General features: G+C 39.3%; 14 protein-coding genes. 2 read left to right on the top strand and 12 right to left on the bottom strand.

The window, feature by feature from the left end; genetic code table 11:
- Positions 1–58 precede the first annotated feature (58 nt).
- Complete coding sequence (locus D0907_RS20100; RefSeq protein WP_118845392.1) at positions 59–1189, bottom strand: adenine nucleotide alpha hydrolase family protein; 1131 nt, start codon at positions 1187–1189, stop codon at positions 59–61.
- Between the two features lie 133 nt (positions 1190–1322).
- Between D0907_RS20100 and D0907_RS20095 the strand changes: the two genes are divergently transcribed.
- Positions 1323–1589, top strand: a complete 267-nt coding sequence (locus tag D0907_RS20095; RefSeq protein WP_118845390.1) for a hypothetical protein — start codon at positions 1323–1325, stop codon at positions 1587–1589.
- A 91-nt stretch (positions 1590–1680) separates the two neighbouring features.
- Here the strand turns inward: D0907_RS20095 and D0907_RS20090 are convergent, their stop codons facing one another.
- The 7 genes from D0907_RS20090 to D0907_RS20060 form a co-directional block, all read right to left on the bottom strand.
- Positions 1681–3372 carry a phosphoadenosine phosphosulfate reductase domain-containing protein gene (locus tag D0907_RS20090; protein ID WP_118845387.1) on the bottom strand — a complete coding sequence of 564 codons (1692 nt, stop codon included), beginning with the start codon at positions 3370–3372 and terminating at the stop codon, positions 1681–1683.
- A 414-nt stretch (positions 3373–3786) separates the two neighbouring features.
- The gene (locus D0907_RS20085; protein ID WP_118845385.1) at positions 3787–4212 is read right to left on the bottom strand and encodes a hypothetical protein; all 426 of its coding nucleotides are present in this window, start codon (positions 4210–4212) and stop codon (positions 3787–3789) included.
- A gap of 3 nt (positions 4213–4215) precedes the next feature.
- A complete protein-coding gene (locus D0907_RS20080) occupies positions 4216–5604 on the bottom strand; it encodes a TraB/VirB10 family protein (RefSeq protein ID WP_118845382.1) in 1389 nt (462 codons plus the stop codon).
- Between the two features lie 11 nt (positions 5605–5615).
- Positions 5616–6749, bottom strand: coding sequence for a TraK domain-containing protein (locus D0907_RS20075; protein ID WP_118845379.1), 1134 nt, complete (start codon positions 6747–6749; stop codon positions 5616–5618).
- Positions 6750–7460, bottom strand: a complete 711-nt coding sequence (locus D0907_RS20070; RefSeq protein ID WP_118845377.1) for a TraE/TraK family type IV conjugative transfer system protein — start codon at positions 7458–7460, stop codon at positions 6750–6752.
- A 9-nt stretch (positions 7461–7469) separates the two neighbouring features.
- The gene (locus D0907_RS20065; protein WP_036973922.1) at positions 7470–7766 is read right to left on the bottom strand and encodes a type IV conjugative transfer system protein TraL; all 297 of its coding nucleotides are present in this window, start codon (positions 7764–7766) and stop codon (positions 7470–7472) included.
- A 3-nt stretch (positions 7767–7769) separates the two neighbouring features.
- The gene (locus D0907_RS20060; RefSeq protein ID WP_063528877.1) at positions 7770–8135 is read right to left on the bottom strand and encodes a hypothetical protein; all 366 of its coding nucleotides are present in this window, start codon (positions 8133–8135) and stop codon (positions 7770–7772) included.
- Between the two features lie 258 nt (positions 8136–8393).
- Between D0907_RS20060 and D0907_RS20055 the strand changes: the two genes are divergently transcribed.
- Positions 8394–12758, top strand: coding sequence for an NACHT domain-containing protein (locus D0907_RS20055; RefSeq protein WP_118845375.1), 4365 nt, complete (start codon positions 8394–8396; stop codon positions 12756–12758).
- Between the two features lie 74 nt (positions 12759–12832).
- On the opposite strand, the gene D0907_RS20050 is transcribed toward D0907_RS20055, so the two are convergent.
- From D0907_RS20050 to mobH, 4 genes are read right to left on the bottom strand one after another with little or no spacing between them, the layout of a single operon-like run.
- A complete protein-coding gene (locus tag D0907_RS20050) occupies positions 12833–13519 on the bottom strand; it encodes an IncC plasmid conjugative DNA transfer DtrJ family protein (RefSeq protein WP_118845373.1) in 687 nt (228 codons plus the stop codon).
- Positions 13516–14103 carry a hypothetical protein gene (locus D0907_RS20045; protein ID WP_118845371.1) on the bottom strand — a complete coding sequence of 196 codons (588 nt, stop codon included), beginning with the start codon at positions 14101–14103 and terminating at the stop codon, positions 13516–13518. Before D0907_RS20045 ends, D0907_RS20050 begins: the two co-directional genes overlap by 4 nt.
- A complete protein-coding gene (locus tag D0907_RS20040) occupies positions 14100–16121 on the bottom strand; it encodes a type IV secretion system DNA-binding domain-containing protein (RefSeq protein ID WP_118845369.1) in 2022 nt (673 codons plus the stop codon). The genes D0907_RS20045 and D0907_RS20040 overlap by 4 nt, the downstream gene beginning before the upstream one ends.
- On the bottom strand, positions 16105–18348 hold the full coding sequence (gene mobH, locus D0907_RS20035; protein WP_118845367.1) for a MobH family relaxase: 2244 nt from the start codon (positions 18346–18348) through the stop codon (positions 16105–16107). The genes D0907_RS20040 and mobH overlap by 17 nt, the downstream gene beginning before the upstream one ends.
- Positions 18349–18365 lie beyond the last annotated feature (17 nt).

Genomic DNA, 18365 nt, shown 5'->3' with positions numbered 1-18365 from the left:
GCTTTGGTGTTATAATTAATTTGAATCAAAACAGAATTTTCTATGCAGGTACGCGATATTAGCTGGCACCTGAACTTTCTATACCAAATGCACCAGCAGGCAATTTCCAAGCCTCTCCTTCACGAAGAAAAATAGGTAATGTGTACTCTCTATGGGAAGCCTGCATTAAAGCAACCTGATCATCAATTATCAGGGGGTTAGCAATAGCCGCTCTCTCGGATACGGTGAGCCCTTTGCGACTGATAGCTGTAGCAAATTGACGTTCATAGTCAGCAATAGCTTTAAGCTTCTCAGGGAAGTATTGGCCAATGGTTGCCCAGATACGATCACCATTAAAAATACAAGTTTGGCAGGAGCTTCTGCTCCAACCCAATCGGTAAGGCACTGGAGCTACTAAGCGCCAATCAGCAAGTGATTGCCACACTTGTTCTTCGCTATAGTGCAGGACGGGCCGCCATGCATCTATATGACGAGGTTTGCGTGGTGATTTTGATTTTCTTAAAGTGTCACCAGCATGAGGTTCAAGTTGATTGTATCTAGCTCTATTACCTGATTCTTCTCGGCGCTCACCAGTGACAAATAGCACACGTTTACCAATGAAACGATCTTGGCTTGTTATCCCCCTACGGCCAACATCTATTTTTAGTGCCGAGCTACACCACCTTGTTTGAAGTGATGCCGCTTGCTGAGGGAATTTTAGGCGTGTGTCTGTTTTTGCGTTGTTTCGTGTAAGTTCAATAAGACCTTCAGGCGTTTGAATAATATGAGAGTGACTTTTACTATCATTTTTAAGCATCTCTCCTTCAAACCCATGCTTTAGCCAAGAAAAGTAAAGAGGGATGCCAACAGCTTCTGAAAATTTGACGCAATAATCATCTATAAAGGCCCAATCCATTAGAGTTGAACCTTCATTACCATCAACAAGATGGTGCCACATTTCAATCTTCGATTTCGGGAATCCAATATCGAGAAGGCGCTTAAGTGCCGCGAAACTATCTTTACCACCCGACATGCACACAACAGCTACATCATAATTCAACTCGATATCTGGAGCATTGAAGTAAACACCTGGCATAGCTGGCTCCAGTGCAATGATTTTATCAGATGTAGCCAGTAGACCTTGACGCAACGTTGGAATAGTAATCTGATCATCGTGTTTGTCTATTTCAGCAATGTTTGATGAAAGCATTTTTACAACCTTGTTTACATATCAACTTTGATATACCTATAATATATCAAAGTTGATATATGGCAATATCAATTTTGATATATTTTGTAAAAACACCTATAGTGCGTGGATTAGAAAAGTGAATAAAAGAACTATGCCGAGAAAAAAAGAGGATTTTGGTAAGCACTTTATTGAGCGTGCTTGCCAACAAATCAAAGAGATAGGCAAAGCGAAGGAGCTTTATCGTAAGGTGTATGGTATGGATGGCACTGATAGTGAAGTTCAGGCCTTCATTAATAGACTTAATGCTAATCGAGCGAACCCAGGGCTAGATTATATAGGCTGGTTAGTGGAACGCTTACCAGAGCTGCAAGAGAAAACATTGGGAGAGTTTTTTGGTATCCAAAAAGGCCGTGACTAACGGCCTTTTTAGCACAGTTTTTAATCGTTATTGTAAGACTAGGCTAGCCCACCTTAAAGAAGACGGACATATCCATTATTGAGTATTTAAACTAGAAAAGTTCAACCTGAAATGATTCCTCTATTTCATGTTTAATTGGGGTATCCGAAGAATTAAGCAACAAATAGCTTTCTATGTCTCCCCCTCTGGCTTTAATAGCATTAATTGCTTGAGCGCGTTTAACTCTCTCATTTAGTCTATTTAAACTGCTGCTTTGAACAGTGACTATGCCGCGCTGCATTAAGTCTTTAATTATGGCTGTAGGGCATATACTATCATCTCTTGTTAGCCCTTCACTCTCGTAATGTGTGTAAATACATTCAATGTATTCCCAGCCCATTCCTTCAACTACTTGAGTTTTATCAGAAGTAAAATATGGCATTGTATGAATAACACCTTCATCAGAGTAGATCGCGTGAGGTTGGTACTTCGATTTCTCTTCGCTGGTCATCTCTAAACCTTTAGGGTTTTCAGATTCAAGTAATTTGCTGATGCTGACATATCTAGCGGTAAGGTTCTTTTTTGCTGGCGTCATTTCAATACATGGTATTGGGTAGCGTTCGCCATTTGTGTGCACATCATGCCAAATCTTAATAGCTGATCCGAATGAACCTTCCCCACCTTCGATTGCCCAGTTCCACTGTATGGCTATAAGTGTTGAATAGTCGACTAACTGGAATTTAGGGTTGTCAGTACGTTCTTGTTCAATTGCATCCAGTGTGAGCACCATACGTAATAGCGATTGACGGAACTCAATAGAGTAATCGTTGTACTTTAATTTTACGTTACCATCCTTATCAATCTGTTTACCAACAGAGTTACGGGATAAGTTGAAGTCATTTAAGCTGTGGAGCATAAAATTTCTTAGCTCTGCTACGCCTCTCATGTATCCATATTTTTCTTCATTGGTTTCAATCTGGTTAATAAGGCTGTTATCTTTGGGGACTATTGCGCAGAGAGTGCAGCCAAAACGGGCGCTACAAGGTTTAGATTGCCCAGCTGAAGAACCCGCAAGCAAATCACAAACACCAGAATTGCCAGCTGCATAATGTTTTCTTAAGTCGGTGACAACATCTTCACCAAAAGACTCAATTTCGCCGTCTTCAATAAATGATATTAGAGACCAGACATCGCTGAGAGACCAATCTTTGATGGGAGCTAGCTTATATCCTATATCTGTTTTTGTTACGACATCGATGCTCTCACCACGCTTTTTAATGTTTATAGCCCTAATTGAACTTTCTGAATCACGTACACCTGATATTGACAATACTTTTGATGTACCAAGATAATTTTCAAGTCCACGTAAGTGGTCTTCAAGCACTTTTATTTTCCAAACAGAAGTGCATTGCCTACCGTTGTGTTGGTTTTGAGCTGTTCTAAGTAATAGCCCTCGACCTAGGTATTGAACCATGGGTCTTGTCATTAGGTGGGGTTTAAGAACTTCTGTTTGAATTGGCAACTGATGAGAGTTGGCGTAATCGTCAATGGATTGGTGAACGTCAAGCATGAAATCCATAATCTCAAAGTTATCGATACTAGTATCGATAGTGTAAATCGACATAGGTGACACCTTATAGCCTTCATCAATAGCCTGTTTTAAAGCTTCAATTGCACAGTGTGTTGTTACAAATGAGTCTTTGCCAGATAAACCGATTGCTACAGACCACCCCTCGATAATTTTTTGTTTGATACTGGTAATTGCGCTTTTTACTTTCGGGTGTAATTTTGTATGAGAATCCATCGGAATAATTCCAGAAATTAATAACTTAACAACTAGGTTAAGCGTTATTTAAAATCGGGCATTTTTGAGAGAAATAATCACTTTTTACAGTGCTGGTGGAGTAGGGTGAATTGATAAAAATTACAATGTTTATTTGACTATTGTATGGCAATGATTTTAGAGAGCTAAATAGCATTTTCCACAGAATTTGTGCATAAGTGAAATTCATAATTACTTATGCACAATAGAAGTAGGCCATCGCGCTGTGTTTTTGCATTGCTCTCGCGGTCAATGAATACTTGAGGTGAATTCAAAACATTAGGCTGCTTGGGTTGATTTTTATATTCTATAAAACTCAATCGATATCAAGAACTGAGCAGAGCTCAAAAAAAAACCGCCTGTAAAAGGCGGTTTTTAGTTGGGATCTAAAGTGTTTTAATTCTTAGCGCTTTCAACTGCTTTATTGAACTCATTTAGTAGTGAATCATAATCAATTTCAGTTTTAATATTGTACTTCTCGCTTAGCTGATTAAGTTCGCCCATAGTAAGCGTTGCAGATGATGAGAAATTAGGCTTTGCAACTACATAGCTTTCATCAATTAGCATCACCCCTTTGAGCTGGTGGAGTTTAATATAGCGCTCGATATAAGATGCCAGCTCTGCAGGTGTTGCTCCTTCCGATGTAATGCGCTTTGAAATTTCTTCTGGATTAAACGTTTGAACTTTCGCATAACCTGCAATTAAATCAGTTACTTCAATCATCGATTTTTCGCTTACTGCTTTTGTGTAAGATACACCAGCAAAAAATGCTAAGGCTGACATTACTAGGCTTATAAGAATCATTTTTATATAGTCATTCATTGTTTAATCACCTAATTTTAGTTTAGTGCCAGATAGCACAGCGAATGTAATTGAACGTCCCGGTGATATCTCAATTACAGGGTGAATCTGTTCTGCTAAAGCGATGTAGTATTCAGCTAGTCTATCCATAGCATCAGCTGAGCCTTGGAACACACCAGCGGAAGCAACGGAGCCTAAGTCTACTGATTCCCATACCGCTCTATCACCACCAGACGTATTGATTGATGTAGTTCGTTGAGGTGCAACAGCTTTAGAAATGCCACTCATAAATCCAGCTGCCATAGAGCCTTCTAAGAGGTTGCCATTTTTGCTTACAAGTCTGCCGGCTATACCAAGTTTGCCATCAAAGTCAGAGACTGCATTCGCTTGAATCGCGCTTTCAACACTCTTACCGTCATTACGTACACATGTAATTGATTGTGCGCGGATATGCGCTCTTTCGCTTGATAAATCCCCGATTGCTTGGCCAATAACGTGACACTCGCGAATATCTAAAGTGAAATGGTTAGGCAAGATAGCTTCTTTTTTAACTCGGATAACAACCGGCATAGGAGAAGATTTGGCTGCAAGCTGTGTTGGAGCATCCAAACCAGTAAGTAAAACACCAGAGAAGAATGAGCCTGCAGGCAAATAAACAACGCCTTCGTCAGAATCAATTAGTCCACCTTCATTTGGATCGCTTTTCTTTTGGACCTCTTTTACAGGTTTTAGACTTTGTTGTGTGATCAACAAATCTTTTTGCTGTTTTTCTTCAACAACACCTGAACTCTTAATGCTTCGAACGCTGCGTTGGGTGATAGTTCTAATAACACGGCCTTCGATTTGTGGTTTTGCAGTAACAAGCTGAGTAGGGGTTCTGTCAAAGACCCTCTCATCGTACTGTTGTGGTGCATCAGCTATAGCTTGTTGCCCTTGCTCTGCACCAGAGTATGAAGTGTTGTAATTTGAGCGTGAGCCACCATTTGATTGTCTATTATGTTGGGTATTTGCATATGCTCTATCGCGCACTTCCAGTTGGCGCTCGTAATCTTTCAATTTTAGCGTCAGGTCATCGATGCTTTGCTGCTGTTGCTGAACCATCTCAAGTACACGCTCTTTTTCTGTATATACCTCACGCTCTTTTCTGCGAATTGAGTCTACAGACTTGTCATAGATTTCGTCGAATTCGTTTTTATCGATGTTAGCAATGCTTTCTGAATCAAATAGCCCGCGTACTTTACCCTTTCCATCAAGGCGGTCTTCAGCTTGTCTTGCTGCAATTCTGTCCTGCAGACTGGTTTTATTATCACTCGAAGACATCGACTTATAACCAAAGAACGCAATAGGAATAATCACCAGTATTGCTGCAAACTTTCTAACTTTGGGATTTTCCCATTGTTTTTTAATGCTCATTTCCACCAGCCTTAGTTGATTACACGAGGACGTTTAGAGTTAGTGTTAACAATGCTTTGGCGCAATTTGTCTCGCAGGATATAAACTTCTGTTGCTTCGCCAGGTTGAAGTAGTGATTTGTTGTAAATGGCAACGGCCATAACATCACGTGACTCGCACATTTGTTCACGAATTGTATAGGGGCGAGTAGTTGTATTTTGGACTCTGACTACATCAACAACTTCTCTTGGACCGACAATTCGCTGTAGTACTTGCTGACTAATGGTTAAGCCGCAAGGTTGGTGCATCGCTTTTGATACATCATGAGAAAGTGAGAAACCTTGTGGTATTTCACCTTTACCAACAGGTTTTAGAATTTGCTTAATACGCGCTACTCGATCTGTTTCAACATTTGCGACGTGGCCTTCAGTTAAAGACGCTTCAGCTAATGCTTCTTGCTCTTTTATTTCCGCTCTGTGATTTGCGCCTTTGTATTGCATCGTTTTTGAAAGATTCACATCGACATTTACAACAACGGGCATCGCTTCCATTGGTACCAATGTAAGATTAATCATTGACTCTGGAACACCTTCTTCAAACAACATTAAAGCAACAGGCTTAAGTGAGTTTAAAGTGATGTATAAACGGCCATCTTCTAATTCAATGACTGATTCTTCGTCGTGGGTTCTAGCAGCAACCATCTTAAAATTAGTTATGATTGGATTCGTCAAGCCGACAGCTACAGGTACAGCGATATTAGCGCCTGGTTCAAGATTGCTAAGGTTTTGGGTTGGCTTGTATTTTGATTTAACGATATCTAGGAATGAGTACCCATTACCTGAGCGAATTGACTGTGCAGTTTGTGGCTGCTGGTACTGGTCAAAATCAGCTTCATTCATCATTCCGTTTGGTTTTACGTTATCGGCAATTTGATTGATTTCATCTTGAGGGGAGACTGTTTTCATTACAGGCTCGCTTCGACTATCTAATTTAATGCCGTTTTTTGCCGCTTCGAATATAGCTTGCTTTGTAACCGGAATAGGTTGTTCATTTACTACCTCTGTTGGTAGCTTGAATGTATCGCTTGGATTTTCAGTTGCATCATTAGCGAAGGTGAATGTACTAGACGCACAACCAATGGCTAAAAGTATTGATTTCATTTTCATCTAGTTGCTCTCCTGTTGTTCTTTCACTTTCAGATCTTTTGCAGCTTCTAGCACCCCTATCTCCAGTTCACTGTCATAGTAAGGTTGCGACTCTAAAGTTCCCGGTTCAGCATCGCCACGCGCTTCCATCGCTTGTTTTCGCTTTCTTGGGGTGCCCGGATATTGATCTAAGTGGGTGATTTTAGGTCTTCCATTTCTTGCGGTGATCTTAAATTCGTAGCTCCACTTCGTATCTGCTTTAGGTTCTCCACCAATAAAAGTGATTTTTTGCCCCCAAATGGTGATTAAATCAGTTTCAGGCTCATGAATTAGGTCGTCAGCAATAAAAACTTGTCGTATATCACGCATTTTTATCATTTCAGCTTGCTTATCTAGCATTGGCTCGATTTCAACTTGTAGTTGTGGAGATAACATTTTCATCATTATCTTTTTTACAAAGTCGATGTTTTGCGAGTTAATGTTGCCTATTAGAGTAGAAACGCTGTAGGCCCATGCTTGTTGGTAATTCTGGTTAGCTTTATCGCCTTGAATTGTAAGCTCACCAAAGTAATTCTGTTCTGGGATAACAACGACTTCACTGTCTTTGAAAAACAGTGTTAAAGCGCTTAGAGCAACTGTAATGGATAAAAATAGGTTAGCTACTCGGCTTATGTTGTTAGATGCAACCATCGATTTGAAGCTTCGAACTGAAGCGGATTTATCATCAAGCATTTTCTTGCCTTAGCGGTGGTATGTACGTTTAACTGGATCTGCAATTGATTTGCTTTGATTGGTTAAGATGAACCCATAAGACCAAAGCTTGTGTTTAACATAGGCTTTAGGGAATCGGCCTTTAACCTTTTGAGAGATATAAATGTATGCCATGGCTAGGCATACAAGGATAAAGGTCTGTTTTGTCACCATGCCAATCGCTACTGCGGCCATCAACGGTATTACTTGTTCTTTAGTAAATACAAACAAGATTAATAGCGGTTGGTTGATGTGGGTCTTGCAGCGGTAGCGATTGGGCGTTTCCATGGTTTAAAGCACTCCAACTGAAGCAGTTAGGAAGTACTCAACAGCATCTTGTGCATTTGCAAATAGCAGTGCGATAAGGAATGCACCCACACAAGTAGCATAGTTCTGCTTCATAATGCCTTGGAAAGCAGCAAAGCCAAATGTGAAAATTGAAATGATGATGCCAGGTGCGCCGGTTAACCAGCCAACTACTTCATTGTAAACTCCGTATAGGAAGTCACCAGAAGTTGGGGCCGCAGCCATTACGCCTTGTGAAATTAATAGAGCTAAAGAGATTACCATCAGTGCGATGGTCGCTTTTTTAGCTGTAGACATTTTTTTAGTGATTGTTGGTGCTTCAACAACGTGTGATTGGTTGGTTAGTTCCATTTTTAAACCTCTTAAGAGTTAATGTTCAACGTTAAAGTCGAATTAATCTTAAACTCTTAAAAACAGCATAAAGCCGGATTTTTATTTAAATTTGAATAAAAATTGGGGAATTAGATATTTGGGTGATAATTAATTCAATGGCGCTCTGTGTAATCGCGTATGTGCACTTGCCAGTTAAAGCTATTTAGGCTCATTAACTAGACAATTGCAGGTTATTTGAGAGTATTAAATTATAAGAATGAAATTAGGGATAAATTAATGGTAGGTGTAGATATTAATCGTGTATTTGCAGAAGTTACGCAGGATGATTTGAATAAAGATGATGCTTATCTATTACCGGATGGCCGGTACGACGCTAAATCTTGGGCAGAGCTAGATGATTGTCAATGCGTGGTTATCCTTGGCGTAGGGAAGTGCGGCAAAACATTTGAGTTTCAAAAGCAAGATGCTCTCTTAAAAGAACAAAACAAGTACTCATTCTTTGTAGCCTTAGAGCAATTACAGGATTCTGATTTTTTTGGGGCCATCTCAGAAGACGATGAGCTACGTTTCGAAGAGTGGCAAAAGAGTTTAGATCAAGAGGCTTACTTTTTTTTAGATGCTGTTGATGAGTTAAAACTTAGGAATGGAAGTCTACGTCGTGCTCTTAAAGATATAAAAAAAGCAATTGGCGTAGCGGCACTACCTCAAGCAAAGTTTTATATTTCATGTAGGCCCAATGATTGGAATGATGAGATCGATATGGTTGCACTTAGAACGCTGGTGGCCAATCGAAATACGGATGAAGAAGAAACAGAAGAGTTTGTAGATGGGGAAAAGGAACTAATAAAATTACTTTCAAATGAAAATTCCACCAGCACGCAAGAATACAGTGATGAAGCTAGTAGTGAAGCTAGTAGTGAAGCTAGTAGTGAAGATACGATTAAAATCTACTCATTGTTATCCTTCAACAACGGCGACATAGAGCAATTTGCTAATAGTTATGCCCCTGAACACTCCGAAGAGTTTATAAATTATTTAAATGCAAAAGAGTTGTGGCACTTATATCGCTTGCCTTATGACATTTTGTCAGCTTTGGACCAGTTAATAACTGATGGGAAGTTAGGTGACTTACAGGAACAACTTGATAATGGTATTTCGCAAAGATTGAAAGAGCGTTTATTACTCCGAGGGGGATTGCTTAGTGAAACAAGGGCGTTGGAAGCCGTAGAACGTATAGCCTTTGCACTGTTTATGATGCAAAGGCGATCAATAAGCTTAGAAGCTACGCCAGGTAAACCTCACTTAGTGAGTATCAGTGAGATCCTAACTGATTTTAGTCCTATTGAATTAGATGAGCTAATTAGAAAACCAATATTCACTATTACGGGAGTTAAGCAATATAGGTTTCATCATCGCGCTTCGCAGGAGTATCTAGCAGCGAAACAACTCAAAAAGCTTAAAGAAAACGGTTTAAAAACGAATGATTTGTTTAACTTTCTGTTTGCTGAAATTGGTGGTGAAAAAGTTTTAATACCTAGTATGGAGCCTATTACTGCTTGGATGGCCTTATGGAATAGAGACATTTTTAATGAAGTAAAGACGCGTTCCCCAGCGTTAATGTTCAGACAGGGCATGCCTGCCTTATTAGATATTGAACAACGTACAGAGCTAATTCGTTGCTTTGTTAATAAGTATTCTCAAAACTCTGGGTGGTCAGGTGTTGGTATTGGGCAACGAGAGCTTCAAAAAATTGCATCTCCAGAGTTGTCTGGCGTAATCAGAGAATGTTGGGATGAAGCATATCAAGGCTATGAAACCCGCGAGCTTCTGATTGAGTTGATCTATTTTACACCATTAGTTGATTGCACCGATTTAGCTAAACAGGCTCTTCACGATTGTGAACTGAATATGGCACATAGAGTTTATGCTGCTTGGACTATTCTAGAGTTTGGTAGTGTCGAAGATAAGAAAGAACTCGGGAAAATTGTACTTAGCGACGAATGGCCGCAAAGACTTAGACGCCAATTAATATCTAAATTATTACCTGAATCTATTACCTTGGATGAGTTTATAGCCTTGGCGCAAGAGTTAGAAGAAGTATCTAATAATGTGCATGGGTTAGGTTATGAGCTGTATAAATGTGTAGAGTCTAAAGCAATAGATTTGAAGTCGGTAGCAACTATTCGAGATAGTTTTGCCCAAATAATTTGGGAGAATAGAACTGAGGAATCACGCATATTTCGAGCGGATTCAAAATATCAGCACTTTGCTGATGCTGTTTACTGCTCCTGTTCAAAAACGGTTCCGTATTCGAAGGAAGAGTTTGAAGACTGGGCATGGTCACTGGCGGTAGCCTTTCACTTTTCGGAGTATCAAGAAAGTATAATTGCTAGGGATGAAGTAAAGGCGCTAAAAGACATTCTAAAAACATCACTTGTACATAGAGAAGCGTATTATTGGGCTTGTCTTAAGTTAGCGACTGCACTTGAAGGTGAAAAAGATCTTCTAGTTAGTGATTATCATATTGATCACACTAATTTACTCCAGCCATATGGCGAAAATGATATTCCTTGGGTTTTAGATGCATTCAAAAACAGCAAGTCAAAAGATAAAAAGGCAGCTGCTTTATTTAGATTACTGCAGTTAGTAACTACTCATAAACTACCAAAGCTTGAAGATACATTAAAAGAACTCATTTCTGAAGATTGTGAATATTACCCATATTTACACAGTAAATTATATCCAGTTCCAATCGAGCCTGATGAATATGAACGTGAAATAAGGCAGCGTCGGGAAGAAGCAAAAGTAAAAGAAGAAGAAAGAGTGAAAAGCTGGACAGAATGGAGAAAGCAAGTTCTAAACAGCCCGACTTTTGAATTAGATGAAGAGAATTTTGAAAACACTTTTTTTAATATTTTTAAAATGCTGAGGCAATCTGAATCCAACCATATGAAATGGGGTTGTTGGGATTCGGAAGCAATTGAGCGAATATTTTCAAAAGATTTTTTAGATGCGATAAGGATTAAGCTATCTCAGTATTGGAAAAACACTGATATAAAGCTATTCAGTGAAAAGCCAGTAGAAGAAAAAAACACATACTCACATATAAGCTTAATGTCATTATCAGCTGTAAAGTGCTCAGCTGAAACGGAAGGTTGGGAAAACCAATTATCACATGATGAGGCTGTGAAAGCTGTTCGCATTTCACTACTTGAATTGAACGGCTTTGCAGACTATTTACCTAAATTGATAGCTGCTCAACCTGGCGCAGTAAAGGAAGCTCTAACTAAAGAAGTTATGTCACAATTAGATGGGTTCTCACAGATAAAAAGTGCCCCTTTATTTTCTAGAATGACTTACTCCCAATCTGAGTTGATCAAAAAAACTCTCATTGAAGCCGCTTTAAATCGAATCGAGGATATCAGAGCTATTTTATCTGAGGGCCCGAATACCGATATTAAGTATATTTTCCAGTTAGCATCAACGGTGACTGTTGGTGACTCAATGGATATTTTTGCAAGTTTATTGGAAGAGCACTTAAAAAATAGAAAAATTGATAATGCCGATTTGATCGAATGGGTAAAACTATTTGCGCACTTGGATATCATCGGAGCCAGTGAATTGATTATCAGGCTCACAGATGACTTATCGACGGATGAGCTTAATCAAAAAGGAATATCTTTATTCGCAAATGTCTTTGGTGATCGCCATCATAGCTTACCCCCTACTTTTGAAGATATAGAAGAACATTTGAGGCTTGAAATCCTTAATAGTTTATTGAATCGCTGCTATGAGGTTGTAGATCCAAAGGATGACCATGTAAGGGAAGGGGGAAGTTATAGACCCGATATGAGAGATGATGCGGAATATGCGCGCAGCTATTTATTGCAGTGTATTTCAAAAGTTAATGACATTCGTACTATTGAAATACTTAAAGGTATAGCAAAAATACCACAGGCTAAGCATTTGGAGAGTAGGCTGAACCAGATGGCCATTGATGTAGCCGCCTCACTATCTGAGCCTAAAACCCCGATGAATGTAAGAGCTTATAATGAGCTTGTTGATAAAAACAAATATATCCCACTTGATAACGATGGGTTATTCAACGTAATGACAAGCCGATTAGATGACTTCGAACATCATTTGCTTAACGATGAGTTCAGTACTATTGATACTTTTAGGAAAGTACAAGGTGAGTTAGAAGCGAGAAGGTTTATATCTGCTTACCTAGACGCTAATAATCATGAGGCATATTCTGTAAGTCAAGAAGCTGTTGTTATAGCTGAAAAACGAACGGATATTAGGCTGCAAGCCACCAGCTTTAGTTGTTACGCTTCTATTGAGTTGAAAATTGATGATAAGAGTAATAAATGGTCTGGCTCTGAATTAAAGAAAGCTTTAATTGACCAACTAATTGGGCAGTACCTTAATCATGAGCGGTGTTATGTCGGCTGTCTGCTGATAATGATGAGAGAAACCCGTAAATGGAGGCACCCTGAAACAGGTGATATGATGACACTAGCCCAAACGGTTGAGTGGCTACAAAGTGAAGCTGACGAAATCATGAAGGATAGAACTGAACTTCGTGTAGTTGTGAAAGGTATAGATTACTCAAGTACAGCAAATGAGCTGCGTTCCTAAGTTGGCAATATAATTTCAGAGATTAGCTGGCCAATTATGGCCAGCTTTTTTGTGCAGGTTTAATTTTGCTTGAACTATATATGCTTTTGTAGTGTTGCTATGTACCTAGATGTTAGGAATGATGCAAATAATAAAGCAATAAAAGGTATGTATGCCCCAGCTGTAGGGTAAAAGTTGGGTAGGGCGAAATAGACAATGACACCTACTAAAATACCTTTGATTAGCTTCTTAATAACTAACATACGAGTCTTTGTTTTGTTACCGAATGTATAAGCCCTAATTCTCCAGCTATAAACACCAATAACTAGTTGTGCAAGTGCGAATGGCACTAAAATATAAAGCCAAATCATTAAAAGGTTTGCTCTGTGTAAGATTTGGTATGTAAGCGTTTGTATGTTGTTTGTTACTCTTTTCACTAAAGGCAAAAGTTTTGCTGTTAGCCTGGCTAAAGGGTTTTTATCGTCTGTATCTCGATTTACTTTGTCTAAGAAATACTGCTTAAATCCTGACCTCACAATGATTGTGTTGTAGTGCCTATACGATGCATCTGTAAGGTTAAGCCAATTCTTTTCACCGATGGCCTTGTAGCTCGCTTTAACTTCATTTTCTAGCATTCTGTTAAAGCTGGTGGGGTTTAAAGCAAGAACCTGTGCTGCTAACGCAAATAGAATAAAAATGAATAACTTTGAGTATTCTTTTTTTCTATTTTGCTCTCCAGACTTATCCTTATATAGGTCTTCACTGTCATTCTCATAAATCATGACGAAAACGCCTCCTTAAATGTAAGGGTTTTACTTTCATCGAAATTAGGAATGCCGAAATAGAACAGGTGTGTACGCTTCACAATCTTGCTCATCAGAAAGTGCTGTACCATCAATAATGATTCTTGATTTAACTCTTTTTCAATCAAGTTTGGTTTAGCGCGTATTGCTGAGTTCTTGTGCGTGATGAGAAACTGGCTGATTGTCTCTAAGAGTGGGTCCCATACTGCAATACACGAGCCTGAGCCCCCTGTGTAGACCATAACATCGAGTACGGCTGTAAGTTCACTTGTAACCGTGAAGAGAAAGGCTTTAAAAAACTCTGCTCGGCTCAGATGTGAATTATGTACAAGAGAGTGCTGACCAGCTTTGTTAATGATGTGATTAAATAGATCTACATCTTGTTGTGGATGCTTCAATTCATCCCCAATAAAATCTAACAAATATCGAAGTGTTTCTTCCACAGCAGGTGCTTTCTTGTAGATGACCGAGTATATGTGCTTGTTATCTTCTGAAAGTGAATTATTCACATTGCTTTTTTTGTAGCATCTACTTTGAATTTTATATACTTTTTCTCTGCTCATCGTTGTATTACCGGTACTTTAGCTTTGATTGTTCTGCCGTCAGCAAGTCGTGCTACATATTGTAAAATAGGCAGCGAACCAAGTAGGCTTTCGTTAAATGCTTTGTCGTTTTGTTGTGTAAGCCTCTCAGCGTATGAAGAACCAAAGTCAGTCATGTCATTTGTGTTCCCTGAACTTTGACCTAAAGTGATTTGTTGGCTGGTTATTGGTACTTCACCAAATTGGCTGGAAGCATATTCTTGAGTTGATGTGTCGTTTGCTCTCATAGAGAAGAAGTTGTTGCACAGACCTAATACACGGTTTGCAGTAGCTGGGTCTGTTTTAGCTTCAATATCAGCTTTAGTTTGGGTTGCAATAAACATTTGCATAAATGCTGCACGACCTTGGGCTAATAAATTCAAAAGAGCATCATTCCCAGCAATCGCTGCATGTACTTCATCCACAAACACCGCTACTCGACGGCCTCTCCCTTCTGAGAAGTTGTATCGTGAACCTGCTACAGCAGCAATGTCAGCTAAAACAAGTTTGCTCAAATAACCAGCTGTCTTTGTGTCGCTGAGAGAATCAAGCGCCATGTAAAGTAGTCCTCCATTTTCAACGATGTCTGAAGTGTCTACATAACGACTGTCTTTCTCTCTTATTTTCCCAGATTTCTTTGATACACCTTCAATGTGATTTGATGTGTAATCTATGCTTTCACTTTCAGCTGTATCGTATCTAGTATCCTCATCACGCGCATCTAAGCTTTCTGCTATCGCCTCTTCTGGTGATATAAGCTCATCCATAGGTGTAGATGTAAGGACGCTAAAAATAGGAAGTAAATTAGCTGTCATCTTTTGCATATGCTCGGCGTTGTGCGTAAGCAACTGAATTATGCCATCCACTTCTGGTGATTGATGTTGTTGAGATACAACTTGTTGATAGTAATTTAGCATTTGCTCTAAACGAGTTTTCCCGAAAGAGCTCATTTTGGCGCTAAGTTGAGTCTCCCAATCTTCCCCTAAGCATTTAGCGTAGTGTCTTTCAAGGCACTTTTGAGTTAAGGCGGTTTTGCCTGTTGTCACATAACGAGCAATCGATTTGATTTGTGGTTGTATGCCCGCATAAAGCATCGCGTTAACTGTTGAGTTTATGACGTTCCAGTTGAATCGAATAAAGCTATCTTCTTTACCCGACTCAACCATAATGGATGCGATACGTTCAGCTATCTCAGTCGGTCTATTCCAGTTTTTAATCGGATCTATTGTGCAAGATGTAGATGGTTTAGAAGGGTGAAAGTAGTGGAAGTGCTCGCCCTTACCAAAATGTTCCATTTCCGCTTGTAAAGCTTTGCGCCACGATGAATCGTTTTTTGGGTCTAATACAATGACGGTATAGCCTTTGTGGATCATCGCGAGGCTAAGCAAAATGAACATTGTTGTTTTACCGGTACCAACATTGCCCATAATCATAGAGTGGCCAAAGAACGTTTCAGCATCTACGTATTGCCTTTCGGCATCCCCGACACCATCAATCCATGGCTTACCGCCAAGCTTTAACGTTTCTTTACGCCATTTTTTAACGAATGGCTTAAGAAATAGTGGAAGCTTCACCTCTTGTTTGTCAGAGTATAATCCTTGTATTTGATATGAGCGATTTGCATGCTCCACGCCCCATTCAAATCCATTTCCAATGAATATCTTGTTCTTTCCCTTCTTTTTGTTGTTTGGATTTAGGATATTCTCTTTAGCCATGTGCTCTTGACGTATTGCTTTTATATCCTCGAATTCAATCTTGTTGAAGAAGATTTTGCACTGGCGTTTGACTAGTGGAATTGCCTTTAGAGTGTAGTGTCCACATTGAGCGGTGAGTATTGTAGTGATTCCAAAACCCACCATACCGATATGGCCTTCACTCTCAATAACGCTTGAGGTAAAGGTTACAACACCAGCGGCTAAAGAGACGTAAGCCTTATTTAATTCATATACAGGTCGGTATAAATTTTCGTGGAATAATGGGTTACTACGTTCCTGCGTCATGTTTCACCTTAATATGGATGTCATTCTTATCTTGTACGATTGAACTCGACAAGATATTTGTTTCGCTGGCTTTGCTGTTTGTGACGGCATTAACAAGAGTTTTCTTATCTCTTATAGGTGCAATTAAAAAGCCGTCTATTAACTCAACTTTTTCGTGAATAATGTTTCCAAATAATAATTCAGCAGTCTTAGGGGTTAAGCCAACAGCAAGCAGAGATTCAACATCTAACTTTGCTTTCTGAGATGTATTATCAGCCGCGGTTACATCTGAACTATCCTGATTTTCATTTGATTTCGGCTTTTTTTTAGCTTTTTGGTTTTGACTTGATTCAAGCGACTTCGCTTTAACGTATTTACGCTTATTGATGATGAAGTAACGAATTAATGCTGGTGGCTTTCTTTCGATAAGCCCCGCTTTTTCAAGTTCGTTTTCTAGATTGTCGTCAAGGTTGTCTTTCCATTTATCATCAACAAGGTAGTAGTTTTGACCATCGATTAAAATCGGCTCTAAGGTCTTTATGAACTCAATGGCTTTGGTCGTTGAAGTCACCTTAATACTACTCTTTGGTTTTGGGGCTGCTTTTTTAAGTGTTGTTTCGTTATTTTGCTTTTCCGGTACCTTTGCGCTTTGTTGGTTGGTTGGAGCAAATAGCTCACCATTAGTGTTCTTTGGTTTTTCCTTTTTAGGTTTATCTTTGTTCGGGCTACCCTTTTGAGCTGCTTTTGCCTTTTCAGATGGATTGTTAGGCTTAATGGGCTCTTCCGCAGTAGCTTCTCCTTTGGCTTTGCTAGTATTAGGCTTACTGTTTTTTTGCGGGCTTTTTATTGCCGAATGCTCAACTTTCATTTCAAGAGAATCACTATTAGCTTTTAAGTGAGCAGCAGCTTCATGAGCAATAACATTTTCTTCGCTTATGTATCGGTAACCCTCACTTGAGTAGATGACTGCGTTTAGCCCCATGTCGAGTTTTAATAGGCCGTAACGGTTTGGTGGAATAACTTCACCTTTAAGCAAAAATAAAGGCCACTCCAGACGAATAACGCCAATACCGCCCTTAAGATTTTTACTGATGAGTAAATCAATACCCTCAGACAGGTTAGTAACAGTTTCAAAAAAGAGCGCGTAATCAGTTTTTTCTTGCTTACGAAGAATGCCCCTATCCATCATTTTTTCACGCAAAAGACTTGGGTTGTTAGGAACAGTTGGATCTGATTGATGCATTTCCTTTGCTAACTCATTGAAGCATTCAGGCCACCGAAGGTATATCTCGTTATCAATAGCAATAGCTTTACCTTCTGTTAGCCATACTTTGGCTTTATCTTGCATTAGCTTGAGGATTTTCTCGTGTAATGCTGACTTCCTTGCGCCAAGGTCGTTGTCCCAAGTTGTTTGAATGTCTTTGGCAGTTGAAACATAGTCAGCTGAGCGAACCGCTCTTTGTAAGTAGCCATCTATACCTTGATAGTTTGCAAGCGTGGTGCTTATATCTTCAAGCAAATTGCCAGGGCATGTGCCTATGTACCTCTTTGCATCAGGTGTGAGGATTTGTTGAAATATGGGTTGCGGAGAAACTTCATGCCCCTTATGGATTCTGTCTTTTCTCCATCTAATGCCAACTTTTGTTATTTTGTTTTTTTCTTTCCAACTAACAAGGTCCTCTATAATTGGAATCCAGATATTATTTGGATTGCTTTTATCGTAAATATCCATATCAGTTTGCATCTTCCCTGCATCGTGCACTAAGCCGCAAAGCCATGCGGCGTACTGATATCTTTTTGTTCTTTGTCTCTCGATGTCTAGAGGGAATTCTTGAGGGAGGAATTGAGACTTTGCTTGCCTTAATGCTAAATCAGCTACTTGTAAACTATGTTCAATTAAGCCGAACTCTTTAGCATGGTGATAACCCTCAGAAGCTGGAAGGTTGCCACAATATCTAGCGTAGTTTTTAATCGTATCTATAAATAGACCCTGAAAGGTTAGATTCTCTTTTTCCCAATCATGGCAATTTCCAAAACAGTAGCGAGTTTGAGCAATTAAATATTTATTATCATCAATGATCTGATTAACTAACTCTGGGCTATTCGAACTATCAAGATCTACATTGCACTTCTTTGCGTCATCTCTCATCAAGTGAGCGGCATTTTCACTTTGAACGATTAGATACTTTTTCTGAACTTTAAAAAAAAGCTTAATTAAAATAGTAAAAGGAATAAGTAAAAGCTTCATATTTCTCTCTGGAAAAT

The sequence above is a fragment of the Pseudoalteromonas lipolytica genome (assembly GCF_003515105.1).
Classification (GTDB): domain Bacteria; phylum Pseudomonadota; class Gammaproteobacteria; order Enterobacterales; family Alteromonadaceae; genus Pseudoalteromonas; species Pseudoalteromonas lipolytica.
The sequence above is the reverse complement of the archived record's forward strand: the minus strand, read 5'-3'. Positions and strand labels throughout refer to the sequence as shown.